This is a genomic window from Gracilibacillus kekensis (genome assembly GCF_900143085.1).
Taxonomy (GTDB): Bacteria; Bacillota; Bacilli; order Bacillales; family Amphibacillaceae; genus Gracilibacillus; species Gracilibacillus kekensis.
The window spans coordinates 58,773-85,092 of the sequence record NZ_FRCZ01000006.1 but is presented as its reverse complement, the minus strand read 5'-3'; the positions used below and the strand labels follow the sequence as shown (position 1 = coordinate 85,092).

General features: G+C 36.4%; 26 protein-coding genes and 2 riboswitches. Of the genes, 7 read left to right on the top strand and 19 right to left on the bottom strand.

The genetic code is table 11. The features are described 5' to 3' along the window. Nucleotides 1-57 precede the first annotated feature (57 nt). The 10 genes from gucD to BUC25_RS14180 all read right to left on the bottom strand — a co-directional run bounded on the left by gucD (nt 58) and on the right by BUC25_RS14180 (nt 13,870). On the bottom strand, nt 58-1,512 hold the full coding sequence (gene gucD, locus BUC25_RS14225; protein ID WP_073202560.1) for an alpha-ketoglutaric semialdehyde dehydrogenase GucD: 1,455 nt from the start codon (nt 1,510-1,512) through the stop codon (nt 58-60). 16 nt (nt 1,513-1,528) lie between these two features. Next, the gene (locus tag BUC25_RS14220; RefSeq protein ID WP_073202559.1) at nt 1,529-2,407 is read right to left on the bottom strand and encodes a fumarylacetoacetate hydrolase family protein; all 879 of its coding nucleotides are present in this window, start codon (nt 2,405-2,407) and stop codon (nt 1,529-1,531) included. A 78-nt stretch (nt 2,408-2,485) separates the two neighbouring features. Then, entirely contained in the window at nt 2,486-3,253 is a 768-nt protein-coding gene (locus BUC25_RS14215; protein ID WP_073202558.1) for an IclR family transcriptional regulator, read from the bottom strand. A gap of 278 nt (nt 3,254-3,531) precedes the next feature. Continuing rightward, nucleotides 3,532-4,836, bottom strand: coding sequence for an NCS2 family permease (locus BUC25_RS14210; protein ID WP_073202557.1), 1,305 nt, complete (start codon nt 4,834-4,836; stop codon nt 3,532-3,534). 103 nt (nt 4,837-4,939) lie between these two features. Then, nucleotides 4,940-5,042, bottom strand: a riboswitch (purine riboswitch). A 318-nt stretch (nt 5,043-5,360) separates the two neighbouring features. Next, nucleotides 5,361-6,881: a glutamine-hydrolyzing GMP synthase gene (gene guaA, locus BUC25_RS14205; RefSeq protein WP_073202741.1), complete on the bottom strand. Its 1,521-nt coding sequence runs from the start codon at nt 6,879-6,881 to the stop codon at nt 5,361-5,363. A gap of 114 nt (nt 6,882-6,995) precedes the next feature. Beyond that, a riboswitch (purine riboswitch) is annotated at nt 6,996-7,097 on the bottom strand. A gap of 90 nt (nt 7,098-7,187) precedes the next feature. After that, nucleotides 7,188-9,392, bottom strand: coding sequence for a transglutaminase TgpA family protein (locus tag BUC25_RS14200; protein ID WP_073202556.1), 2,205 nt, complete (start codon nt 9,390-9,392; stop codon nt 7,188-7,190). Then, nucleotides 9,389-10,660, bottom strand: a complete 1,272-nt coding sequence (locus BUC25_RS14195; RefSeq protein ID WP_073202555.1) for a DUF58 domain-containing protein — start codon at nt 10,658-10,660, stop codon at nt 9,389-9,391. The genes BUC25_RS14200 and BUC25_RS14195 overlap by 4 nt, the downstream gene beginning before the upstream one ends. Continuing rightward, on the bottom strand, nt 10,657-11,607 hold the full coding sequence (locus BUC25_RS14190) for an AAA family ATPase (RefSeq protein WP_073202554.1): 951 nt from the start codon (nt 11,605-11,607) through the stop codon (nt 10,657-10,659). Before BUC25_RS14190 ends, BUC25_RS14195 begins: the two co-directional genes overlap by 4 nt. A 344-nt stretch (nt 11,608-11,951) precedes the next feature. After that, nucleotides 11,952-13,319, bottom strand: a complete 1,368-nt coding sequence (locus BUC25_RS14185) for a TrkH family potassium uptake protein (RefSeq protein WP_073202740.1) — start codon at nt 13,317-13,319, stop codon at nt 11,952-11,954. Between the two features lie 104 nt (nt 13,320-13,423). Continuing rightward, nucleotides 13,424-13,870: a hemerythrin domain-containing protein gene (locus BUC25_RS14180; protein WP_073202553.1), complete on the bottom strand. Its 447-nt coding sequence runs from the start codon at nt 13,868-13,870 to the stop codon at nt 13,424-13,426. 113 nt (nt 13,871-13,983) lie between these two features. Between BUC25_RS14180 and BUC25_RS14175 the strand changes: the two genes are divergently transcribed. Next, on the top strand, nt 13,984-14,769 hold the full coding sequence (locus BUC25_RS14175; protein WP_073202552.1) for an ion transporter: 786 nt from the start codon (nt 13,984-13,986) through the stop codon (nt 14,767-14,769). A 35-nt stretch (nt 14,770-14,804) separates the two neighbouring features. Here BUC25_RS14175 and BUC25_RS14170 read toward each other — a convergent pair whose 3' ends face one another. From BUC25_RS14170 to BUC25_RS14160, 3 genes are all read right to left on the bottom strand, one after another. Next, on the bottom strand, nt 14,805-15,479 hold the full coding sequence (locus BUC25_RS14170; protein WP_073202551.1) for a uracil-DNA glycosylase: 675 nt from the start codon (nt 15,477-15,479) through the stop codon (nt 14,805-14,807). A 5-nt stretch (nt 15,480-15,484) separates the two neighbouring features. Then, nucleotides 15,485-16,357, bottom strand: coding sequence for a ribokinase (rbsK, locus tag BUC25_RS14165; RefSeq protein ID WP_073202550.1), 873 nt, complete (start codon nt 16,355-16,357; stop codon nt 15,485-15,487). 223 nt (nt 16,358-16,580) lie between these two features. Continuing rightward, nucleotides 16,581-16,910, bottom strand: a complete 330-nt coding sequence (locus BUC25_RS14160; RefSeq protein ID WP_073202549.1) for a winged helix-turn-helix transcriptional regulator — start codon at nt 16,908-16,910, stop codon at nt 16,581-16,583. 137 nt (nt 16,911-17,047) lie between these two features. On the opposite strand from BUC25_RS14160, the gene BUC25_RS14155 reads away from it, so the two are divergent. Continuing rightward, the gene (locus BUC25_RS14155; RefSeq protein WP_073202548.1) at nt 17,048-17,578 is read left to right on the top strand and encodes a YceI family protein; all 531 of its coding nucleotides are present in this window, start codon (nt 17,048-17,050) and stop codon (nt 17,576-17,578) included. Between the two features lie 40 nt (nt 17,579-17,618). Here BUC25_RS14155 and BUC25_RS14150 read toward each other — a convergent pair whose 3' ends face one another. After that, nucleotides 17,619-18,584, bottom strand: a complete 966-nt coding sequence (locus BUC25_RS14150) for a LacI family DNA-binding transcriptional regulator (protein WP_073202547.1) — start codon at nt 18,582-18,584, stop codon at nt 17,619-17,621. An 81-nt stretch (nt 18,585-18,665) separates the two neighbouring features. Here BUC25_RS14150 and BUC25_RS19425 point away from each other — a divergent pair, with 81 nt between their 5' ends. After that, complete coding sequence (locus BUC25_RS19425) at nt 18,666-18,836, top strand: hypothetical protein (RefSeq protein ID WP_170862710.1); 171 nt, start codon at nt 18,666-18,668, stop codon at nt 18,834-18,836. 11 nt (nt 18,837-18,847) lie between these two features. Here BUC25_RS19425 and BUC25_RS14145 read toward each other — a convergent pair whose 3' ends face one another. Then, nucleotides 18,848-19,603 (bottom strand): DUF817 domain-containing protein, encoded by a 756-nt coding sequence (locus BUC25_RS14145; protein ID WP_073202546.1) that lies wholly within the window; start codon nt 19,601-19,603, stop codon nt 18,848-18,850. A 2-nt stretch (nt 19,604-19,605) separates the two neighbouring features. Further along, nucleotides 19,606-19,965 carry a nuclear transport factor 2 family protein gene (locus tag BUC25_RS14140; protein WP_073202545.1) on the bottom strand — a complete coding sequence of 120 codons (360 nt, stop codon included), beginning with the start codon at nt 19,963-19,965 and terminating at the stop codon, nt 19,606-19,608. A gap of 142 nt (nt 19,966-20,107) precedes the next feature. Here BUC25_RS14140 and BUC25_RS14135 point away from each other — a divergent pair, with 142 nt between their 5' ends. Then, nucleotides 20,108-21,010 carry a nuclease-related domain-containing protein gene (locus tag BUC25_RS14135; RefSeq protein ID WP_073202544.1) on the top strand — a complete coding sequence of 301 codons (903 nt, stop codon included), beginning with the start codon at nt 20,108-20,110 and terminating at the stop codon, nt 21,008-21,010. 120 nt (nt 21,011-21,130) lie between these two features. Here the strand turns inward: BUC25_RS14135 and BUC25_RS14130 are convergent, their stop codons facing one another. Then, the gene (locus BUC25_RS14130; RefSeq protein WP_073202543.1) at nt 21,131-22,672 is read right to left on the bottom strand and encodes a BCCT family transporter; all 1,542 of its coding nucleotides are present in this window, start codon (nt 22,670-22,672) and stop codon (nt 21,131-21,133) included. Between the two features lie 138 nt (nt 22,673-22,810). Here BUC25_RS14130 and BUC25_RS14125 point away from each other — a divergent pair, with 138 nt between their 5' ends. The 3 genes from BUC25_RS14125 (at nt 22,811) to BUC25_RS14115 (ending at nt 24,770) form a co-directional block, all read left to right on the top strand. Next, a complete protein-coding gene (locus tag BUC25_RS14125; RefSeq protein ID WP_073202542.1) occupies nt 22,811-23,497 on the top strand; it encodes a DUF421 domain-containing protein in 687 nt (228 codons plus the stop codon). A 232-nt stretch (nt 23,498-23,729) separates the two neighbouring features. Then, nucleotides 23,730-23,993, top strand: coding sequence for a CD3324 family protein (locus tag BUC25_RS14120; RefSeq protein ID WP_139251838.1), 264 nt, complete (start codon nt 23,730-23,732; stop codon nt 23,991-23,993). 141 nt (nt 23,994-24,134) lie between these two features. After that, nucleotides 24,135-24,770 (top strand): FusB/FusC family EF-G-binding protein, encoded by a 636-nt coding sequence (locus BUC25_RS14115; RefSeq protein WP_073202540.1) that lies wholly within the window; start codon nt 24,135-24,137, stop codon nt 24,768-24,770. 52 nt (nt 24,771-24,822) lie between these two features. Here the strand turns inward: BUC25_RS14115 and BUC25_RS14110 are convergent, their stop codons facing one another. Continuing rightward, a complete protein-coding gene (locus BUC25_RS14110) occupies nt 24,823-25,518 on the bottom strand; it encodes a hypothetical protein (protein ID WP_073202539.1) in 696 nt (231 codons plus the stop codon). 126 nt (nt 25,519-25,644) lie between these two features. Then, a complete protein-coding gene (locus BUC25_RS14105) occupies nt 25,645-26,301 on the bottom strand; it encodes a reverse transcriptase-like protein (protein ID WP_073202538.1) in 657 nt (218 codons plus the stop codon). Nucleotides 26,302-26,320 lie beyond the last annotated feature (19 nt).

The following is a 26,320-nucleotide window of genomic DNA, read 5'->3' as shown; positions in this document are numbered from 1 at the left end:
GATTAGTTACAAGCAAGAGGGGATAATCTTAACAACCAGTCAGACACACAATTGAACTTATCCTTTGATAAACACAGTCTTTGTTGTCGTAAAGAATTCTTTTGCTGCTTGACCTTGTTCTCTTGAGTATGAGCTGGACGCTTTCATACCACCAAATGGCGCTTGTAATTCAACACCTGCTGTTTCAGAGTTAATTCGTACCAAACCTGCCTCAATATCGTCAATAAAGCTTAAAATATGGTCGATGTTTTTCGTGAAGATCGAGGCACTTAAACCAAATTCTACATCGTTAGCCAAATCAATCGCATCTTCGATTGTTTCCACTTTCATTAGTGCTAAAACAGGACCAAATATTTCTTCCTGTGCAATCGTCATATCTGTTGTTACATTATCAAAAATCGTTGGTTCGATATAATAACCATCTTTCAGGTTACCTTCAGTTAAAACATTACCACCTAACGCTAATGCCGCTCCTTCTTCTTGTCCTTTTGCGATATAGTGTTTCACGGTATTGAATTGCCCTTCACTCGCACAAGGCCCCATCCAAGTTGATCCATCCATACCATCGCCAACCGTAATATCTTTGGCTTTTTCAAGTAGACGCTCTTTAAACTGATCATAGATGGCAGATTGAACGATTACACGACTACTACAAGTACATTTTTGCCCAGTTGATTTTAAACCACCACTTAACGTTGCATCGACAGCTGCTTCAATATCACAATCTTCCGCAATGATGATCGGGTTTTTCCCGCCCATTTCTAGTTGATATTTTCCACCGCGAGCTCCGACAGTATTTCCAATATTTCTACCTACATTGTTAGAACCAGTAAAGGTCACAGCATTGACATCATTATGCTCTGCGAGACCTTGACCGATCACAGAACCACTTCCTGTAATGAAATTGACGACTCCTGCCGGAAATCCTGCTTTATCAAAACATTCGAAGACTTTTGCCGCAGTTACAGATCCTTCGGAGGCTGGTTTCAATACAACGGTGTTCCCATAAATTAATGCTGGTGCCATTTTCCAAATTGGAATTGCTACAGGAAAGTTCCATGGTGTAATTACACCAACAACACCAACAGGTACACGTTTACTGAACATGAAGGCACTCGCATCTGTTGATGGAATGACATCACCCTCGGAACGCATGCCTTCTCCTGCATAATATTTCAGGATTTGAATGCCGCGCATCGTTTCTCCTTTAGCTTCCGGTAACGATTTTCCCATTTCCTTTGTCATCGTGGTTGCGATCTCTTCAAGATTTTCTTCCATAATTGCTGCCGCCTGATAGAGGTAATTGCCTCGTTCCGCTCCGGCTAATTTGCGCCATGCCTTTAATGCACCCTTCGCTTGGCCAACTGCTTCATTTAGTTCGTCCCTTGTTGATTTTTGCACACTACCTACTACTTCGGTTTTGTTAGCTGGATTTGTACTTTGAATAACCTCACCTGACGCAGATGCTTTCCATTCGCCACCAATGTAATTAGAAAAAGTTTTTTCGCTCATATCACATTCTCCTTTTTTATAAATTAGTTGCTAATTTTACTGGGTTTCTTAAAATACCGATGGATTCAATCTCTATCTCAATTACATCACCCTCTTGTAAAGTAAAACTATCATCAGGGATAATACATGTTCCTGTTAATAACGTCGTTCCATCTAGAATGTCATTATCTTTGATTAAATAGGATACTAACTCATTGTACGTTCGCTTTAACATCGAGGTATTTGCATTACCCTTTGTTACTAATTCCCCGTTACGCTCAATCCGACACTCTATTTCTAGGTTGTAAGGATCCTCGACTGTATCCGCTAACAAAATCGCTGGACCAATAGCACATGAGTTTTTCCACATTTTTGCCTGCGGTAAATAAAGTGGATTTTCCCCTTCAATATCACGACTACTCATGTCATTCCCGACTGTATAACCTACGATTTCCCCATCTGCTTTTACTACTAACGCTAGTTCAGGTTCTGGTATTTGCCAATTGGAGTCTGTTCTGATTCCAACAGGCACATTAGGACCAATCAATCGTCTTGCTGTTGATTTCAAGAAAATTTCGGGTCTTCTGGCATCATACACCTTATCGTAAAAAGAATCCTTTTGAACGTTTGCTTCACGATTTCGTGCTTCCTTACTTTTTAAATAAGTTACACCGGCTGCCCAGACTTCATCTGATTGAATTGGCGCAAGTAAATCTAACTCAGAATAAGACTTTTCGATTGGTGATTTCGATTTGATATCCTCTTCTATTAATTGGAGAGCTGATTTTTTTTCCTGTTCTGTTTGGCTAAGTAAATCTTGAAATGTATCATACATAAGCTCAAAGATGTTATTTTCTTTTGTAATAACAGCTAGCTGTGTTTCAGTCGAATTCTTTCTGAATCTTATTACTTTCATTCCCTCTTCCTCCTCTTTTAATTGATTTGTTTTACATTATAAAACTAAGTTTTCATATATAGTTAATAAAAAAATTCATCATGAAAGATAAATTCTTTTATTGCCTAAGGTATCAGAGATCTCAGAACATGTTTGTTTCAATTTATTAACGATTTCCTTTTCTAATTCTGTGGTAATCGTTTGTTTAGTAGTTGAAATACTAATAGCTGCAATTGCTTGATTGGTATGGTCAAAAATCGGTACTGCAATACAAAATATTCCTGGTTCATTTTCTTCATTATCGATCGAATATCCTGATTGTCTTACGTTCTCTAATTCTCGTAAGTATACTTGCTTTTCTACAATCGTATGGTCGGTCTGTTTAAAGAAATCATAGTTTTCTAATAGATTAGCTATTTCCTCTTCACCTTTATATGCAATTAATGATTTCCCAACCGCACTAGAATGGATAGGTACTCTTTTTCCAATGCGCGAATATACAATCGCTGAAGCGCCTTCTACCTTATCGATATACACACCATAAACACCCTCTAAAATAACAAGGTGAGCAGTCTGACCGGTAACAACCGACAAGTCGATTAAGTGTTTTCTGGCAATTTCTCTAATATCCATACTATTTAATACGAATTGTCCTCTTTCAAGTAACTTCAGCCCTAAGCTGTATTTACCACTATCCAGGTCTTGTTTGATATAGTTGTGCTGCTTCAATGTTTTTAGCAGTGAGTGTGTAGTACTTTTGTTTAAATCTAATTTAGTGCTAATTTCAGTAATTTTTAATTGTGACTGTTGATCATTAAACAAATTTAAAATCTTCAATGCTCGATCAACAGATTGGATAATTGGCATAGATGAAACCTCTTTCATTGGTTGCTTTTCAATGATTGTATCATAAAAGTTTTATATATTCAAAAGCTATTTCAAATAGCCAAACTGATTTACAATATTAATGATTAGAAAAACTCGGCATTTGCTCCTCTATTAGCGAATGCCGAAGCTTTCCTTATACTTTGTACATTCAAAATTTTCCCTTCGGCGAATTACTCCGTTACTAATATCTTATGCTTTCCTAACGTACAATAAAACCCCGGAGTTTTGAACCGGGGTTTTGTTACGTTCATAACATTTTAATGTAAGAATGTTAGATATAAGATAAAGATGATGAACAGCACCCACATGATCGGGTTAATCTCTTTTACTTTGCCTTTAGCTACCATTGTAATAGGGTAGAAGATAAAACCAACTGCAATACCTGTAGCAATACTATATGCAAGTGGCATTGTCACGACTGTTAAAAATGCTGGAACAGCAACTTCGAACTTATCCCAAGGAATATCCTTTAATGATGAAGCCATTAGTACCCCAACAATAATTAGCGCTGGTGCGGTTACCGAAGAAGTTACTACTCCTAATAATGGAGAGAAAAACAACGCTAAAATAAACAAGAGTGCCGTGACGACAGATGTGAAACCGGAACGTCCGCCTGCTCCAACCCCTGTTGCTGATTCAACATACGAGGTTGTTGTTGATGTACCTAATGTTGCCCCTACCACGGTAGCAGCAGAATCCGAAAATAATGCCTTACCTGCACGAGGTAATTTGTTATCTTTCATTAGTCCTGCTTTGGAAGCAACAGCTACTAATGTACCCGCTGTGTCAAAAAAGTCAACAAACAAGAAAGTTAAAATTACAACTAACATTTGTAAAGTGAACACTTCACCTAAGTGAGAGAAGGCCGCACCAAAAGTTGGTGAAACGTCTGGAATTGGTGCAAGAATCGCTTCTGGTGTAGGAACTTGACTAAAGATCATCCCAACAATGGCAGTGATCACCATTCCATAAAAAACGCCACCTTTTAACCCTATAGCTATTAAAATAACGGTAATAACGATACCGAATACCGCTAGTAATGTCGGTCCATTTGTTAAATCACCTAATGCTACCATTGTAGAATCGTCCGCTACAATAATTCCTGAATTTTGAAAACCGATAAATGCGATAAACAAACCAATACCTGCACCTACAGCCATCTTTAAAACAGCCGGAATGGCGTTAATTACTTTTTCACGAACACCTGTAAGAGTTAAAATAATAAAGATAATACCTGAAACTAAAACACCTGCTAAAGCCGTTTCCCAAGGAATACCATAACCTAATACCACTGTATACGTAAAAAATGCATTTAGACCCATTCCTGGTGCGAGCGCAATTGGATATTTCGCAAAAACACCCATTATTAAGGTACCGATCGCAGCTGCTAGTGCTGTCGCAACAAATACAGCATTTTCATCCATCCCTGTTGCACCGTCTGCTGCTAACATGCTTGGATTAACAAATAAGATATATGCCATTGCCAGGAAAGTAGTAATACCTGCAACGGTTTCTGTGCGATAATTTGTTCCTAAATTATCAAATTCAAAAAACTTCCTCATTTTATTTTCTCTCCTTTTAATATCTGCCGTAAAAAAAATACTCTAGGCTGTAACCCAGAGTATTCCTTACAATTCGGAGAAGCTACTAAAATAATACACAACTAGTAACTTTCATCCTCCTCGTAGTCGAAGCAAATTTCGGTGCTTCGGTAGAAACTCTTGGGCCATATCCCCAACATTATACGACGAATGGTTATTATTAATTTAATAAGTTCATTTAATATATTACTATCCTTGTAATAATCAGTCAAGAGAAAATACGAATGTTTTTTTCGTTGTACTTATTCATCGTTCGTTTTTTCAAAGGACTGCTACATTTGGAAACAAACACCAAGCATGAATGCCCATTTTGAAAATATTATTATTATAATTTAATTATTGAAATGAGCTCTCACCTATAAAATTCGGTAACCTTAAAGCATTGACATAGACAATATTCCTAAACACATTTCAAATAAAGAGAGATACCACAATTCAATTAAGTGATATCTCTGTCATTAACATTAATCTATTTCAGGAGTAGTTTACTCCCACTCAATCGTCGCTGGTGGCTTACTCGTCACATCATACAATACTCGATTGATGTGATTCACTTCATTAACAACACGGACAGATATTTTTTCAAGTACATCCCAAGGAATACGCGCCCAGTCAGAAGTCATGCCATCGATCGAAGTTACTGCACGGATACCAATCGCATAATCATACGTACGAGCATCTCCCATGACACCTACGCTCCGAATATCAGGAAGCACCGTAAAGTACTGCCAAATATCCCGATCAAGTCCAGCCTTTTGAATTTCTTCACGTAAAATAGCATCCGATTCACGAACAATATCCACTTTTTCTGGCGTAATTTCTCCTAATACACGGATACCTAAACCAGGACCTGGGAATGGTTGGCGCCAAACGATCTCATCGGGTACACCTAGCTCTGTTCCTAAAGCACGAACTTCATCTTTGAACAGTGTATTTAATGGCTCAATTAACGTGAATTCCATATCTTCTGGTAAGCCACCTACATTATGGTGTGATTTAATCGTTTGTGCTGTTTCAGTACCACTTTCGACAATATCAGTATACAATGTACCTTGAGCTAAAAAGTCCATTTTCTCTAATTTTGCTGCCTCATCATCAAACACATAAATAAATTCGTTACCAATGATTTTTCGTTTTTGTTCTGGGTCGGAAACGCCTTTTAGTTTTGATAAGAAACGATCCTGTGCATCCACTTTAATAATATTCATATGGAACTGATCGCGGAAGGTACGCATCACCGTTTCCCCTTCATCTTTTCGCAATAGACCGTGATCCACGAAGATACATGTTAGCTGATCGCCAATCGCTTTATGGATTAAAGCAGCAACTACTGATGAGTCTACCCCACCACTAAGCGCACATAATACATTACGGTCGCCGACTTGTTCTCTGATCTTGTCTACTTCCATATCGATAAAGTTCGCCATCGTCCAATCACCTTTACAATGGCATGCTTGGAATACAAATTGCTTTAATAAATTATTACCATATTCAGAATTACGAACCTCTGGGTGGAATTGAACACCGAATAAGTTTTTATCTTTATTTCTCATTGCTGCTACAGGTGTTGATGAGCTTGTTGCCTCAATCGCGAAATCTTTTGGAGCTTCGATAATTTTATCGCTATGACTCATCCATACGACCTGTTCTTTTGGTGTACCTTCAAAAAGGAGTGCATTCTCTTTCACATGAATATCAGCTTTTCCGTATTCTCGCTGGTTTGCACGTTCTACTACACCACCAAAATGATGTGTCATCAATTGCATACCATAACAGATTCCCAGAACTGGTATACCAAGCTCAAAAATTTGTTCATCGCAACGGAAACTATTTTCTCCATAGACACTATGTGGTCCACCTGAAAGTATAATCCCTTTTGGATTCATCTCTTTAATTTCTTCTATTGTTAAACGATGGGAATGAAGCTCACTATATACACCAAATTCACGTATTCGCCGGGTAATTAACTGGTTATATTGACTACCAAAATCTAAAACCAAAATCATTTCATTGTTTACTTCCAAGTTGTCCACTCCTTCAATTAATCTATAGAAACTTTAAGTATCATCACAAATAAAAATCTGCCTTTCTTTAAAAACATACAGAAAGGCAGAAATCTATGGTAAGATCGCCGCCTTCATAGTCCGAACATTTACGGTGTTCCGGTAGAAACATTTGAGCCCTATTCTCAAACATATATGAAGGTATTGAAACAGATGCGTAAATAACTGCATCAAGCAAAAAACAAGTTGGCACACAACATGCTTTCACGCTATAATTTTTATCTATTCTATCAATCGTTTCGGCACTGGTCAAGCTAATATTTGATCAATTACGCGTTGGAATAAATTCCTTAATTTACTTTTATCTTCTGATATTTCCTGATTTCGATAAATGTATTGTTCATATGCTAACGTTAGATCATACATTTCCGTAGTTCTTAATTGTTGATCAATTTCCACTGCATATTGCCTCAGAGTTTGACCTTTTCTACGCTTATAGCCTCTTTTTTCTAAAAGAGTCAACAGATAGATATAGGCGGGTTCTATCTCTAACTTTTGAGTTAGTTTATGCCATTTTCTTAATGTATACCAATCTCTGATTTGATTTCTTTTTAGAAAAGCAACAGTTGCTAGAATGAGAATAACGACAATAATACTAATCCAAAAATAGAGCCAACCATTCCAATTATCATTATTTTCTAAATCACCGATCAGATTATCCTCTTGCTCTTCCTCTGCTTCAGCATCTTCTAATTCAGGTTCTTCTTCGCTAGTTTCTTCTTCTGTTGCGTTTTCCTCTTCTGAAGAATCTCCCGTGTCAATATCACTTGTCACATCTTGATAAAAATCAGTTGGGTTTGTAAAGCCGCTTGTAGGCTCAAAAGGTACCCAACCCGTATCAGGGAAAAACACCTCAACCCATGAGTGTGCATTATTATTGGTTACTTCGTAAAGGGAGTAACCATCAGGAAGTGGTGGTTGATCCGCCACTTCTGCTCCCCCAGTAAAACCTTTCACCCAGCGGGCAGGGATATCTAAAGAACGGAGCATCACTACCATCGACGTCGAAAAGTTATCACAATATCCTACATGTGTTTCAAATAAAAACTGATCCACATAATCTTCGCCTTCATCAGGTACGGAAACATCTTCAATTTGATAGGTATAACCATTTTGAGCAAAGTAACTCTCAATCGCCTTTGCTTTATCATACCTTGATTCCTCATCTTCAACTACTTCTGCCGCTAAATTACTGACCCTTTCAGGTAAATCCTCAGGTAATTGTAAATATCTTTGTTTAATGTCTTCGGGGTCATTATTAGAATTATTCCGAAGCTCATCCAGAGAAAAAGAGGGTGCATCATATTGGACAGAGTAGGATCTGTTGGGTGACTGTTCGGATGACTCCGCCTCTATCATACCCGACGCCATGTCCATATAAAATGTTTCACGTTGCATGGACTCAATTCGGTTAATACCGTAAGGATAAACTACTTTAGGTAATTCATTCGTTGACTCAGGTCGTACCATTGCTTCATACGGAGTTGTCTCCGTATTTTCTAACGGAAATGTGCGCCACTGTACCTCGCCATTCTCTAGTGGAGCATAATCTAATTCAGAAGAACGCTCCCAACCCTTTCCAGTATAGACATCCTTTGACTCAATGCGCCAGTATACATTATCATGGACAATTGCTTCAAATACTGTTGTATCATCTTGAACAAATGAGCCTCCTAGACGGGAGTCATCTTCCCCATAACCTACCTTTTGAACTGGACCATCTCCAAAACCGACATGTCCTGCAGTACTTTTAATAAAAGGGACAGGATCTGGCCACTGTGGTGTTGGTTTCGGTGAATAAATTCCCAATAAGGCAGCAAATAAAACGATGGCAACAATCGGTAACATCCAAGTCACTAGATTGCTTTGTTTATCATTCGTTTCATTATTATCCATCAATTTTACATAACGACTAAGTCCTAACACAACAAACGAGATGACAAACGTTCGTACCATTGCTAATGGGGCATCATATACAGTAAACGTATCTAATACAGCTAAATAAACGATCGTTAACACGACAAATATGAAAAATTTATTTGCGACTGTAAACCAATAATGCAATAAATAACTCATTAACCACAACAACAATAAAAACAGGAGACTTCTGAAAAAGGCGGTCATTAAATACCAATCATTATTCCAAGCGATTTCCAGATTATAGCTTACCTCTGTCTTGATTAGTTGCAACCATTCTCTAGACAGTAATGTTTCAGCAAGAAATAAATAATCGAGAATCAATAATAAAGCAATAAATTTAAGGGCAAATTTCACCCATCCATTCCTCAGAAAAAAGGATACTAAAAAACATATCGCAGTGTAAATTACAAACAAATGGGAATTTCCCGTATCTGTTACTTCTTCCAAGGGTCGTAGCCATTCCCAAAACAATAAAAATCCAGCCAATAAAAGGATAAAGGAGGAAATGGAGGATAGAGATATTTTTGATGTCATCGGGATGGGTTCACCTCCCATTGTTCTTTCTGCAATTGTTTATCGGTTATAATTTGCACACTAATATTTTTCAGGCGAAGTGATTTTATTAATTGTTCTTGGTGTAGTTGATGGTCTTTCTCTGCTACAATATAACAAATCATTACGATATACTCCTGACCCTTCCATGCCACAAACCGATCTACCAATATTTCATCTAAATGTGTGATCACAAATAAAACGGTAGAACCTTTCGCCAATTCAGGTATTGATGATACTATTTTTTGTGCTAAAGGCACTTCATGTTCTTGTTTTACAGTGGCAAGATAATTTTGAACAATCGGAAACTGAAATTGCAACTGCTGATTCGAAAAATATTTCACATCTTTCCCTAGCGTATAAAAAGAAACATTTTGATTTTTTTTACGAATCGTATGCAAAATCGAAACCGTCCATTCAATAGCCGCTTCAAATACTAAATGACGCTGATTTTGCAAACCATCTACATCAAGGATCAAAGCCATACTTGAATCTTTTTCCTGCTCAAATTCCTTCGTCATAACCGTGTTTTTTCGGGCAGTTGTTTTCCAATCAATCCACGAAAATCGATCTCCCGGAATATATTCACGAACACCTGACACTACATTTGTCAACTTCTCATCATGCATATGGGACGGGCTAGCCCCTTCCTCTAAACTCAATGAATAATGCTTCCACTTGATTTCTTGTATAGCGGGATAGACATGAAATTCTTGAGGTAAGTCAATCGTATACGCTGCCTCCACAAAGCCGAATGGATCGCCAACTTTCAAATGTACTTGTGATAATTGATGCTTTCCTCTTGGTAAGTGGTCTAATGGATATGTGATAGCAATATGCCGCTTGAAACCAGGATATATTACTTTTTTCCATCGCCTTTTCCTTTCAAAGCCTGCTTGTTCGGTAATATTTTGATACTTTTTCTTGCCAATATCCTGAAATTGAAGCGATTCTGGATAGTCTTCTTCGACTATTAAGAAAAAGAGTGGGAATGGAAACTTTCGGTTAATCGTAATATTTATATCTAGTTTTCCACCCGCTTGTAAATATCTATTAGAAAGGTGTCTGTCTATTTCCCAATACTGAAGAGGATAGAATGGTAGCATCATCATATATAGAATAATCGGTGACATACTGTAAAAGAGAAACCAACTAACAAATCCACCTTGGAACATAGAAAATACAAATAAAAATCCTAATAAGAAAAATAACTGGACTTCCGTTACTATTTTTCGAAGGAGTGCTTTCATCCATGTAATTCCTTTCGAACAGGAACGTCTATTTCATCTAAAATTTGTGTAATCAACTTTTCTTGAGTAACTCCTTCATATCTTGCCTCAGGTCGCAATATAATTCGGTGTGCCATCACATATGGTGCTAGCATTACGACATCATCTGGAATTACATAGTCACGACCTTGTATATAGGCATACGCTTTGGCAGCCTTCATTAATGCTATTGAACCCCGTGGACTAACCCCTAATTGTACAAAATTACTCGTTCTCGTTGCTGAAACAAGCTGCACAATATATCTTTTTACAGTAGCGTCTACATATAAAGAATCTACTTCTTTTTGCATTTCTATCAGCTGTTCTTTATGAATCACTGGTGTAATTTCATCGATTGGATGTTGTCGATCCGTACGATTTAACATTTCGAACTCATCTACTTCATTCGGATATCCCATACTTAATTTCATCAGAAAACGGTCCAGCTGTGCTTCTGGTAATGGATACGTTCCTTCATAATCCACTGGATTCTGTGTTGCCATTACAAAGAATGGTTTATTTAATGATTTTGTCATACCGTCTACCGTTACATTCATTTCTTCCATTGCCTCTAATAATGCAGATTGTGTTTTTGGGGAGGTTCTATTAATCTCGTCTGCTAAAACTATATCTCCGAAGATCGGACCACTACGAAATTCAAAGACCATTTCTTTCGGATTGTATATCGACACACCCGTCACATCGGATGGTAATAAATCTGGTGTAAATTGGATACGTTTAAATTCACAATCTAGTGATTTTGATAATGCACGTACCATCATTGTTTTACCTACGCCTGGTACGTCTTCTAATAGAACATGTCCATCTGCTAGTAAGGCAACTAAACTCAATGTGACCTCTTGTTCTTTACCTATCATGACTCTCTCTATATTTTGCAAGATTTTTGCGACTTGGTTTTGGTATTCCATTATTCCGCCTCCGTTCTGCAAACTATTCAATTTTGAAGCTTTCATTACTTATAACTATACTATACTTAAACCCAATGCGCCTACCAATTAAACTAGTAAATTTAAGTAATATTTATTTTGAACGTCATTTTGTGGAACAAAGATGTGACAATTATGAAACATGTGTATTCTTCACGGGATATCTTGTGTTGTAGACGGGATAATCAATTGGCTTCACGGGATAAGTCGAGATATCCCGCCAAGCATCTCTATTATCCCGTTAAGCGAAGGGGTTATCCCGCCAAGAGAAGTAATTATCCAGTGAAGAACATTTTATTAAAATAACCTCAAGGCTTTCCTTGAGGTTATCCGATGATTACTCGTTCTGTTGGGTAATGGAATCGATCTTTTGTATCGTCACCACGAATGATAAACAGGAAGGTAAAGACACCAATTCTACCGATGAACATCAGCGCCATAATCAGACATTTCCCAAACGTTGATAGCTCAGGGGTAATTCCGAGCGAAAGCCCTGTTGTTCCAAAGGCAGAGGCCACTTCAAAAACAACCTCCATCAAAGGGAAACTTTCTGTTTTCATCAGGATAATTACTGAACTTACGCAAAGCATGAGAGCAGTTGTAATGACAATAAAAGACCGTAAAATATCTTCCTGATGTATTTCTCGTCCAAATACTTTCACACTAGAATTTCCTTTGGCATAGTTCCAAATCGTTAATAACATAATGGCAAAAGTGGTTGTTCGTATACCACCACCAACACTGCTTGGCGATGCACCAATAAACATTAAAGCACTAATTAAGAACAATGTTGGTAATGAAAATTCAGAAACATCCATTGTGGATAAGCCACCACTTCTGCTTGTTACAGATTGAAAAAGACTATAAAACAAAGTTTCATGCCATGTTTTATTAGCAAAAAACGCATTTTTTTCCAACAAAAAGATTAAAACCGTTCCGCCCACAACTAGCCAAAAAAAGGTCACACTAGTGATTTTGGTAAATAAAGAGAATTTATGGCGATCATTGACTCCATATACTCTACCTCTTAACACTTCCTGTACTTCAATTAATACCGGAAAACCAATTGCACCGAGAATAATTAAAATCATATTTATAAATTGCACAAAATAATCATTTGCAAATGGTACCAGAGAAGCTCCAGTGATATCCAATCCACCATTAGTAGTGGCACTGATTGCCCCAAACACACCTTGTAGTAACGCTTCAGGCATTGTGTCGTAATAATTCAGGAAATGAATCGATAGAATAACTGCACCGATAAATTCAATAATTAACATTAATTTAAAAATTTCAAGCATCAGTTTTACAAGTCCAGCCAACGTTTTACTATTCTGATCAACCATAATCATTTTCCGGCTTCGAATACCTATTTTTTTACCTAAAACAACCCATATAAATGTCCCCATCGTCATGATCCCAATTCCGCCTAAATGCAAAATAACGGCAATGGCAATCTGTCCTGCTGGGTTAAATACTTCCGATATTGAAATAACGGTTAGGCCTGTAACACTTATTGATGTAACAGCGGTAAACATCGCATCAATAAAGGAAAGCTCCACACCTGGATTATGAAAAACAGGTAAGCTTACCACTATTGTCGATACGATCACAGCTAATAAGTAATATACAACTATATGATGAATAGCAGACCAATTCTTCATCAATTCTTTTATTTTATCTAAAATTGCCATCATTTTCGTTCTCCTTCAATATAATGAAACTAGTCGATAGTTTACCATATCCTGTCGGGTTAATCACCTTTTTTTATGAAAAAGATGGCAACAATCGATTTATTCTAATACCCACTATACGAATCGCGATGAAATCTGCCATTTGCCTGAAACAGATAATTTTCTGGTACGGCTTTTTCTATCATCGGAAAAATGACACGTTCCTCTAAGCGGACATGCTCTTGTAATAACGTTCCCAATTCACGGAACAACTGGCGATCTGGTCTTTTCGTACCTCTTATTTGATAGACATAACTTCTAATTTGCACATGTTGAATCAGCATCTCTCTTATCTCAGGTTGCTCAACAGATTCGTATTGTCCATAGAGTGGCAAAAGTACTTCTTCTTCGTCACGAAAATGATCCTCTCCATCCTTTTCCCAAAAATCAATCACATCTCTTGTCATTTTTTGAATACTACTTTTATCATCTGCTTTTTTTAATTCCTGAGCCATTGCCAATGTATAGTGATGGTGATGAGATAACGGATACAACGCTTCATGTCTCTTCATCTTATCTACTCCTTTGTTATTATCTATGTTAAAATTTGTGTTTATGCTCATTTCATTTTAAAATATTTAGGGTAGTGATTGTGTGATCGAGCACACAGTAAAGGAGAAATGGTATGCGTTCCTCAGAAAATCTAAGTAAGTTTGTAATGGATATACGATTCAATAGATTTATCACAGCTTTGATAATCTTTAACGCCGTTTTAATAGGTTTAGAAACTTTTCCGACTATTTATCAAGAATATCATACCTATTTTGTCATAATAGATCTTATTATTCTAGCTATCTTTACATTGGAAGTCATTCTAAAGATCATTGTACTCAAAAAACGATTTTTTACAAATGGCTGGAATATTTTTGACTTTGTAATTGTTTTAGGTAGTCTTATTTTATATAGTACCCCATTTGTAAGTGTGTTACGTATTTTTCGTGTACTACGAGTGTTCCGTACGATTACCACCATTCCAACCTTAAGGAGGATTGTGGCAGCCTTATTTATGGCGGTCCCTACTATTAGCAGTGTCCTATTGATTATGACAATTATTTTTTATGTGTATGCTATTTTAGGAACCTCCTTTTACGGAGATATTTCACCTGAATATTTTGGTGATATCTTTTTAAGCTTTGTGACATTATTTCAAATCTTCACATTGGAATCATGGGCAAGCGGTATCTTCAGACCTATATTTGCAGAAGAACCATGGTCATGGCTTTATTTCCTTTCCTTTATCGTAATTGCAACGTTTATTATGATCAACTTAATTGTTGGGGAAATTGTTAATAATGCACAAAAGATCACAGATGATTTCGAAGAAGAAGCAGAAGAAATCAAAGACGATACAAGCGAAATTAAAGAACTGCGTAAAGAAATCAGAGAAATCAAAGAAATGCTACAGAAGTAGGGGGACAGAGGGACAGGTACCTTGTCCCTCTTTTGTTATTGTATTTCCCAATCAATTGGAGTGAGTTGCTGTTGTTTCAGTAAATCATTCGTTTTAGAAAATGGTTTACTCCCAAAGAAACCTCGATGCGCTGATAATGGACTTGGATGAGGAGATTTTATTATAAAATGTTTGGAACTATCAATTAGTGCTTGTTTTTTCTGTGCCGCTGCTCCCCATAATAGATAAACAACAGGTGTAGTCTTCTCATTTAAGCTAGTGATAACATGATCGGTAACTCGCTCCCAGCCTTTCTTCTGATGAGAATGTGCTTGCCCAGCCCTCACAGTTAACACATTATTAAGTAACAAAACACCTTGTTCAGCCCACTTAACTAAATACCCATGGTCCGGTATCGAGCAGCCTATGTCTGCTTGCAATTCTTTATATATATTTTTTAGTGATGGCGGAATATCTACCTCTGGTTTCACTGAAAAGCTTAATCCATGTGCTTGATTTGGCCCATGATATGGGTCTTGTCCTAGTATTACAACCTTCACTTTATGAAAAGGTGTGTAATGTAAGGCATTATATATATCATACATTTGGGGATAGACCGTGTATTGTTGATACTCTTGTTTTAAAAAATCCCGCAAGCGTAAGTAATACTCCTTTTCAAACTCGGATTTTAGTATGTCCGCCCAATCATTTTTGAGAATTTTTGTTGTCATATATTTCATCCTTTTGATAGAAATTGTTCTACTTTATCTTTTGTTGGCATGCCGCCTTGTGCACCCAGTTTACCAATCGATAATGCGGCAGCTGCATTGGCAAAATTCACTGCTTCTTTCTTACTTTTCCCTTCTGCCAAGGCTACTGCTAACGCTCCATTAAACGTATCTCCTGCTCCCGTAGAATCGATAACTTCTACAGCGTGAGAGCTTATATGTTTCTCACTACCTTTTTCCATAAAAGAAACACCTTGCGCTCCTTTGGTTACAATTAATTTTTCATTCCAATTGTTATTAAATAATTGCTGCCATTCTGTTTGATTTGGTGTAATATAGCTCGCTTTATTACACGTAGCGTGTGATAATTCAAAAGCTGGTGCTGGGTTCACAATAATCGGAATTTGATGGTCAGCACACATATGTATACAATATTCGATTGTTTCTTTCGGAATTTCAAATTGCACAAGCACATAGTCACTGTCTAAAATAGTTGCCTTAGATTCTTCTATAAATTCTGGCGTCACATGTGCATTGGCTCCTGAGATTATTATAATTCGATTATCTTTCTCTGACAAAATAATATTTGCTAACCCAGATGGGGAATCTTCGATACGTTTTATATTGTCGATGTTAATGTTCTCTTTTTGCAAATTCTTAAGTAACACCCCCCCAAAAGAATCGCTTCCAACACAACCGATCATGTTAACTTGTGCTCCTAAGCGTGCGGATGCTACCGCTTGATTTGCACCTTTCCCGCCTGGAACCGTCTGAAAAGCACTTCCTCTAACAGTTTCTCCTTGTTTTGGAAAAAGATCTGTCGATGTAACTAAATCCATATTGATACTGCCAATCACTGTAATTTTTGGTCGTTTTTCCATCCTTCTTCCTCCTGCTTAAAAATAGAGATCAAGCGCCTAATTCGATTCACTTACTTATAATGATAAACCGCTATTAAATAGATGTAAAATATATATAAATGCAAGAAGAGAGGGTGAATCTACAAGAAGAACAGTCCAATATGCAAGAAGAGTATCTTTGGCAACAAAAAAACTGCGAATCAATGAATCGCAGTTTGAGCATAGTAAATATTGGGAATATCTACTATACAATAGATTTTGTATCTTTGTTTACCCAGCCATCTGCCCAGTGTTGGATACTTTGTAAGACTGGTTCCAGTGCTTTTCCTTTATCTGTTAAGGCATATTCAATTCTAACTGGGGTTTCGTCGTATACTTTTCGTTTCACAATACCTTGTTTTTCAAGATCTTTTAATCTTTCTGATAAAACTCGACCACTAATACCAATGTTACCTTCTATTGCTGAAAAACGCTGTGCACCTTCTAATAGTTGAAATATGATTAATCCGGTCCAACGTTTATTTAATATATTTAATGCCGATTCAAACTTCGGGCAAATTGTTTTATCTGCCATCGCTCTCACCTCTTTAATAATAGTATAGCAAATTTTGTTACAGAAATAAAATAAATTAATTACTTGACGTAATTAATTATTATTTGTATACTTAGTTACATAAAGTAAGTTAATATTTTTTAGGAGGAATTTTAATAATGGCTAACGTAAATTTAGACAAAGTACACAGTGCATTGAATTTTGAAGTAAAACATATGATGGTATCAAAAGCAAAAGGTGAATTCCAAAATTTCGATATTGATTTTAATGGCAGCTTTGATGACCTTGATAACGCTAGTGTTAAAGTAACAATCGATGTTGCTTCGATTGAAACAAACAATGATGATCGTAATGGTCACTTGAAATCAGAAGACTTTTTCAATGTTGAAAAATATCCGAATATTACTTTTGTAAGTAAAAACATTAAAAAGTCAGGAGATTCTGAATATCAAGTAACTGGTGACTTAACAATCAAAGATGTAACAAAAGAAGAAACGTTTACTGTTGAATACAATGGTAAAGCAAAAGATCCAATGCAAGGTAATACAATTGCAGGTGCAGATGTAGAAGGAAAAATCAACCGTGAAAATTATGGTTTAACTTGGAACGCTCCACTTGAAACTGGTGGCGTACTAATCGGTAAAGATGTTAAATTCTCTGGTGGATTTGAGTTTGTTGTAGAAGAATAAATGACTAGAAAAGCCAACGCATTACGCGTTGGCTTTTATTTTACACTGTATTTCTCTCAATTAATGTAACATTTAATTGTTGGTGTGATGCAGATGTTGTTCCGATTACTTGTTGAAATAACCTTTCGCCCATTGTGACAATTGGCATTTCAAATGTGGTGATGCCCATCATTTTTGCGATCGGTTGGTCATCAAAACCAATAACTGCCAAATCTTCAGGAACTCTCAAATTCGTATGGTTACAAGCTGTTATAATACCTGCTGCAACCACATCGCTTGTTACTAATAATGCATCCGGTTTAACAGAAAGTTGGAGTATCAAGTCCACTACTTTTTGTCCATCTTCTAAATTGTAATTCTCCGTAAAGACAAAGGATTCATGATAAGGAATTTCTTTTTGCTTCAAAAAATCCCGATATGCTTGTTGACGAAAATAACTATTTGAGCCTGTGTCCCGCCCAATTGAGTAACCAATATTTCGATAGCCTTTTTCATATAAGTATTCCAGTGCAGATAAGAAGCTCTGATAATGATCAACATACACAGAATCGATCGCATTGTTTCCGTCCGCATTCTCACAGACGACAATCTTACCGTATTGGCGATATTCAGTAATTGTACCCAGCTCCAAAATTCTGGAACAAATAATCAACCCATCAACTTGCTTATGCTTCAACATGTTAAGGGCTTCCTGTTCCCTCTCTTTGTCATAATTCGTTTGGATTAACACAAAATGATAATTGCTTTCGACTGCTTTTTTTGCTATTCCTTCGATTAACAAACCGAAATAAGGATGATTTGCAAAAGGAACAACAACACCAATGAGATGAGATTTTCCTTGACTAAGGTGAACTGCAGTCAGATTGACCTGATAATCAGCTTCTTCCATTACTTTGAGAACAGCTTCTCTTTTTTCTTCACTAACATAAGGATGCTTATTGATCACGCGAGAAACGGTTGTTACCGAAACATTTGCCATTCTAGCAATATCACGAATATTCGTCATATATTCTCCCTCTTTTTTTCATAAAAAGTACTTGCTCTGAAACGCGTTCCATCCTCTAAACTATCATTAGGAGGTTGGATGATGAATATCTTATTTGGTATTTTTGTTTGGTTAGTATTGTGTTGTAGTATTCTCATTTTAGCATCGTTGGCAACTCGAATGGAAGAGAATAGCAATGAAGAAACAACAGAAGGTTATATTGGCTATATTGAAGAAATTTATAATCGGAATATTTTGGATCAAGAGAAGTGAAGAGTGCTTTATTAGGCACTCTTTTCTTTAATATGCTTCAACATCGCAACGATCAAAAAGCTTACAATCACCAATAACAACCATGAGCTAATTTTACTAAAATGCACGAGTTCCCATGTTTCTGACTGACCTGGATATTGCCATGCACCAAAAAAGGTGGCAATGTTTTCTGCTATCCAGATGAAGAAACCAATTAATACAAAGGATAGAACGACAGGCATTTTATAGGTGCGGTAGTTGACTTTAAAATATACTATAGTTTGAAAGAATAATAGTACGGTGGCAATTTTTAATAACCAGCGAAAATCATAAATAAAATGATGAGTAAAAAAATTAAAATAGATCGCTCCACTTAACAATGCCACTGTCCATGTCGGTGGCCATTTTTCTAAATTCACATCTAATCTCCGCCACGCTTGACATAAGTAACTAGCCACACTTGCATACATAAAACCACTATAAAGTGGCACGCCAAAAATTTTTGTAATAGCTTCTTCTGGATAACTCCATGAACCCATATGTACTTTATAAATTTCTAAAGCAAGGCCAATCAAGTGAAACACACAGATCACTTTTAATTCATCCCATGTTTCCAATTTGGATACAAGCATTAAAATTTGGGTTATAATACAAATAAACAAAATCAAGTCATATCTTTGAATAAAAGGTACCTCGATTAATTGGGTAAGAGCTAATGTGGAAAAAATAACGACTGCAAAAACACAGGATTTTGCCTGTTCTAATCCAAATCTCCATAACTGACGCACAATCAGATCTCCAACACGTAACTAATAATTTCTTTAATCTTGCCATCCTTGTGTTTATTCAATTTATAAATATCACAAAAACTGTAATGACGTTGCTCACCATCTTTATTTGTTGAATGAATAATCCCATTCACTGCAGCTTCTTTTCCATGTGTAATCATATGCTCGATCTCTAATTCGAATTCGTTGCCATTATCCATACCTTGAAGTGCGGTTGCTAAGTTATCGATTCCTTTAATTGTATCATTACCAACCATGCGCCAAACGATATCATCTGTTACACTTGCTAGTATTTTTTCGATATCACCTTTTACAAATGCTTCATTAAATTCCCTAAATAATTGTTGATTTTTCGTTTCCATATTCGACCCGCTCCTTTTTAAAAATTAGTATATCATATGGAAGATTTTTGTTATACTGAAGAGGAAAAGTTTTGTATAGGAGATGATCTATTGATTGTAAAACCACCTAAAAAAAAACGAACATTTACTGCAATTAGAAGTAATGAACGAGCGTTACCTCGATATTCCCTCCAAGACCCTCGATTTATTCCGTCGTGAGTTATCTGGTTACTTGGGTGAAAAAAGCCTACCCTATTATGTAGATCTAACTAATACTACCTCCCATTATGATTTATATAGCTTACGTTTGAAGCCTCATCACCACTATTTCCAAATCGATGGATTATTCCTATTCCCTACCTTTTTCTTAATTACAGAAGTAAAACATCTAAAAGGGAAACTCTTTATTAATGAATCCAATCAATTGATTCAAATTAAAGATCAAGTAGAAAAAGTCTATCAACATCCTTTAACTCAAGCGAATCTACAGAAAACACAACTTCAGCCTCTTTTAACAACCCTCGGCTATCCAGATATCCCCGTCCACCCTGTGGCGATTTTCACTCATGATCAAGCTCAATTATCTTTCCATCATCCTGATATGATCCCTGTTCAACAGTTTCCTTACCTTTTGCAAAAGTTAGTTTCTAACTATAATGAACGAATCTATGGAATGGATCAGTTGTCACAGCTTAGTAAAGAATTAGTGACTCTACACCAAGAACGTTCTTTAACTTTTTTGGAACCTAAGAGGGAAGTCTTATCTAATATACGAAGAGGTGTTTTTTGTCCGAATTGTAAACCAAAGGTGATGCGATGGACTCATGGAACTTGGACATGCAGTATGTGTGGTCATCGTGATAAAAATGCACACATCGATGCACTATGTGATTTTATTTATCTATTTGGTTACTACATCAATAACAAACAAGCGAAATGGTTTTTACTAGTAGATTCACCTTTTTCGACATCTCGAATTTTAGGAAAATTGAGAGTAGAGACTATTGGAGGGACTAAATTTAGAGTTTATAACCTGAAAAGTTTGCTTGGGAAGTACAAGCGATAGGAAATATAGTTTCTATCGCTTTTTTATATAATTTCTCTTCTTGCATTTCACTCTCCTCTTCTTGCAAAAATAATATAGCTACTTAAGCATTCTTTCTCACTTAAGTAGCTATACTCTCCTCTACTGTTCTTTCCTTACGTTGTATATCCAGGCTTTATCTTGATCCATCATTTTTTTTGCTGCGTAGATGGTTAGGAATTGAATCACGATTATTGGAAGCCCCATTAAGCCTGATATTACCTCTAGTGGGGCAAGGCCACCGATCTGCATCAAGATTAAGGCTAATGTCGTTATAATAGCTGCTACAATTATTCTCAACTTGCGTGATGGCTCCACTTTACTCATATCCCTTTTACTAGTATAAGCAGCTATTGTATAAGTGGTTGAATCCAAAGTTGTTGTTAGAAAGATCATTGAAACGATCACGAAGGCAATGATTGCAACGCTTGCCCATGGTAATGAAGATAAAATATTTGGAATGGCATGTAACGGATCCTCACTCTGTACCGTATCTAAGACGGAGACCTGACCAGTTAAATAACGTTCTACACCAAGCCCTCCTAACACACCTGTTGCGAACCATGATAACATGGTTGGTGCCAGTAAATACGTCAGTATCATTTCTTTCACGGTACGCCCTTTCGAAATTTTGGCAGCAAATATACTATGCAGCATTGCCCATGTGGCACTATAAGCAAACCAAAACACCATATGACTTTGCACATGTGTTGTCGTTTCCATTGCTATGGAGTCCGTATATAAAGATAAACTTAAATAATTTGAAAGTAAGTGTCCTACTGTGTCTGTAAAATAATCAAGTATAAATATTCCAGGTCCAGCTATTAATATGAAAAGTGCTAATCCACCAGCAAGATACATATTAAATGTACTTAATCGCTTGATCCCTTTTTCAATACCTAAGTAAGCACTGATCGAAAATAAGAAGACCCAGATAATCGTAACAATCATCGTTAATCCGAAAGTAACGTCAATATTCAATAGTTCCGAAACATTATAAGTAATAATCGGGGTCCCTAATCCTAAGGTAACCGCTGCACCTGACAAAATACTTACAAGAAAAAGAACATCAAGTACTTTGCCTCCTAATCCATCAGTGAAATTATCTCCAAAGATACAACGACATGCTTCTGATATTCGCATCATCGGTTTTTTCTTGACGTGAATAACGTATGCCATTGCTGGAGCAGCCATCACAAAAATTGCAAATACTTGAAAGCTCCATAAAAACATACTATAGGCATTCCCCCATAGTAACGCTTCTTGTGATTCAGGTGAAATCCCGAATGGCGGGTCAAGAGCAACTTGTGTCCATTGCACCATTCCTGTTCTCATTATGGTTGATCCTACGCCCATCGCAATCAAAATCGAAGCATATTCAAACATCGTAAATCGGGGTTTTTCATTGGGATTACCTAACACCACTTTACCGTATTTAGAAAAAGATAAGTATAAACCTGCTCCTAACAGGATCAATGCATACCAAATATATCCCCAACTAAACACATCTACAATCGTATCAAAAATAGCATTCAATAAGTTTAATGATTCAGATTCATACATAGAAAAAGGTATGCTGATCGCCACAATAATTAATAAAGACGGAAGAAAGATTCGATAGTCAATTAATCTCCAACCTTTCATATCTATTACCTCCAATTACTAATTCATTTTCTGGATACAATAGACAAATACCACATTTTTTTGCAATTAAACAAGCAGTTTTTTCTTGCTAATAAAGGGTATGTAATAAGGAATAGAAAAAAGAGAGGAAAAGTTCTTATGGATACAACGATTACAATAAAAATAATAGCAGGGTTTATAGCCTTGTTAATTGTGTTACGAATCATGGGCAAAAAGGAGTTAACACAAATTACTCCAGTCGATTTTGTTTATTTGCTAGTGCTTGGTGGATTAATGGAAAATGCGGTCTATGATAAAAGTGTTACAATATGGCAAGTATTGTATTCACTTGGTTTATGGTCGGTACTTATTTTCATTTTAGAATTATTAGTTAGAAACTTTGAATGGCTGCGACCTATCGTTAAGGGATCACCTTCTGTAATCATTAATGAAGGGGTATTAAATATAAAAAGTTTAAAGAAAAACAAGCTAGAATCAGAACAATTACGTTCCATGTTAAGACTGCAAGGGATCTTTTCCATCAAAGAGGTGAAATATGCGATATTAGAGCCTAGTGGTGATCTTAGTGTTATGGAATATGAAAGAGAGCGACCTATTACAGCAGATATGCTAAATATGGAGCCAAAGGAAACTACTTTATCGCATTTAGTCGTAGACGAAGGAGAAATACAATATAATGTCCTCAGTGAAATCAATAAAAGTGAAGAATGGTTAATAGATGTGCTGGAAGAACACGGTCACAAGACGATTAAGGACATTTATTATGCGGAATGGTCGGAATCGGATGGCTTAATTGTCAATAATTACAGTGAGGGAAATAACTAATGCACTATTTCTAGGTTAAATTTTTATTATCTTGTAGAAAACAATCTAGTAATAATTTAAAATATAATTAGATGGAGGTGTTTGAAATGGCAACCCATGCGTTATTGCCTCACTTTAAACTAGCCCATGCAAAGTCTGACAAATAAGGCGATACTTTGTATGGGGTGACGGTGCATCGCCTTGTTTGTTCATGCTTTGCCCTTATAGATTTAAAAATAAGGAGCTGGCTGGATTGAAAGTAACTAAAGCACAAGAAATTATTCCTGAAGACTTGTTACAGAAATTGCAACAACATATTCAAGGAGAGACGATATATATTCCAAAGAAACAGGGGCGACTGCAATGGGGAGCTCAATCTGGTAATCGTGAATATTACGATAAACGTAATCAACAAATTAAAGAAGCCTTTTACAATGGAAGGGATATCGAGGATTTAGCAACACAGTATTGTTTAGCAATAGAAACAATCAAAAAAATTATATATCGAAAAGAATAAAACATACCGTATGGCAAGAATACTCTCTAATCATTCTTGCCATATTTTTTTACGGAAAATTTGTTACAATTTAGAAAGGTTTAACAGGAAGTTAGCGCTCGTTTATACCGTGAAAAAGGTAGTAAGGAAGGAGTACCGCAGATGCATGAATTTATTTATCCTCATCAATTTCATTTAATAAAACAACAATTAAAAACGATCGTATACGCGAAAGATAGTTCAACAGACTTGAATGTCGTTGAAGCGGTCAGAGAAATGGCACTTGAAAGAATTTATAATGCGTTTATAAATCTAACGGATGACCAGAAAAATACGCTCGAACCGATTCATCATATCAGTAATAAAGAAGAAATGGAAACTTGCCTATATTCCTTAAAAAAACAGGTGATTCCTTTCCCAAAAATCAGCCAACAGATGGTAGAAAAAGCTTTTCCAAAAGCAAAAAAATTAAAAGCACCAGCTATGGAAAATATCGATCTTAGAGAAACTGTCTACCTCCGCTGGTATGATAAAGGTAGTAATAAGACCTATATGTTAGCGCCCAATGAGGAAAAATTAGTGAGCCTTCAGGGGTTTTTAGAGCCAACCCAGCACAAAGGAATTTGTTCAATATGTAATGGTTTAGAGGAAGTTTCGCTTTTCACTGCGGAAAGAAAAGGTAGAATTCGAGGAACCTATTCCAAATCAGGTAATTATATTTGCAAGGACTCGGAAGTTTGCAATCAAAACATCAGTACACTGGAACATCTTTATTTCTTTATAGATCATATAAAATAGTTTGATGTGAGAGCTAGAGAAAATCCCGAAAAAGTACGGGATTTTCTCTAGCTTATTGAAACCAGCCTTTTATCGCTTCTATGATTTTTTGGAAGAAATTTAATCCTTCGTCATCACTAGTTGACTCTTCTGGTTTAATTGTTGTTACTTTACCTTCTTCTGCAGTTTCTAACGGTTGCATCTCTAGTGTAGATGCTTTACTGCCTTCAACCACATTAATAAGATCCTGTCCATATTTATCATACAATTTTTGGGCATTTTCTTCGCTATAAGGAGCGATTCCTATTTCAACTTTTGTGTTAATGATATCAATCCCTGTGTGATAGATAGTAAAATTTTCGTAATCTAGCCCATCTTTATTAACCTCATCCTGTCTTTCCATTAACTCTTGTTCTGTATAGGCTACTTCCTTGAAACAAATTTCTGTTGGTTCTTCTATAAGATTTTTCATCTGTGCTTTATGGTGGTTTGAAGGTTCCTCTGTGAATAAAAATACCAGTACACCAAGGTCCTTTTCTTCACGATCAATATACATGCCTGCGAATGTTTCAGACACATTCGTATTAATATAATCTAATACTTTTTCTCTAGCTTGACTATGATTAGGATCTACGCCATCTTCTTCTAACTCTACTATTTCATTTGTTAGCCCCTTTGAACCCACTTCTGCCCCAACGCCATCTGCAAGTAAAGAAAGCAGGAAAATTATCATGATAAAGGAAACCCACTTTGCAAGGTTAAAATTCATTTCTACCTCTCCTCAAATCTTTTGTCTTATTAGACGAAAATTCAAAGAATAAGTTACAATTATTTGTCTGCATCTTTATTAAGATTTCCAATAAACAGTGTAACCTGCTTCCACTAACTAAAAACATTAATTTACCTCTTTAGTACTATTGATGTCAATGTGTTTTAACGCTTGGGAAGCTAAATGATCTGCTTTTCGATTGTCTTTACGAGAGATTGTTTCGTATTTGGGAGTAATCCCTAATTGATTCAATTCCTTTTCAATCCGATCTGCCCAGTTTGATAATGTTTCTTCTAAACATGGCCACTCCCCACTTAATTGATGGATCACAACCTTAGAATCTCCTAAGAAGTGGACTGGCATATATTGCACACCTAATTCTTTTAATTCCTTTATTGCCAAATGAAGTGCCGCATACTCTGCTTCATTATTCGATTCTATTTCTTCAATTAACGCATTTTTTCGAATACGAAAGGTAGATCCATTCTGACTATAATAAACTAAGCAACCAAGCCCAGCCTCTTTTGAGTGCAGATCATATCCCCCGTCAAAATACACCTTTATATCATGGGGTTCCGTTTCAATTTCTGCTATTAAATTTTGCAGTTCTTTCACTGTCCATGTTGTTTCATGTTCATCGATGAACTGGAGTTCTTTTGCTCTCTGTAATGACTCTAAATCCTCTGCTATCTTTAGGGCATGTTCTGGCGATAAATAATGAGATTCAAAAAAAGCATCCACTCCTTTTGGTGTGCGATATTTCACGAGTAGTTTTACATTCATCCGATCCACCTCCTGATTT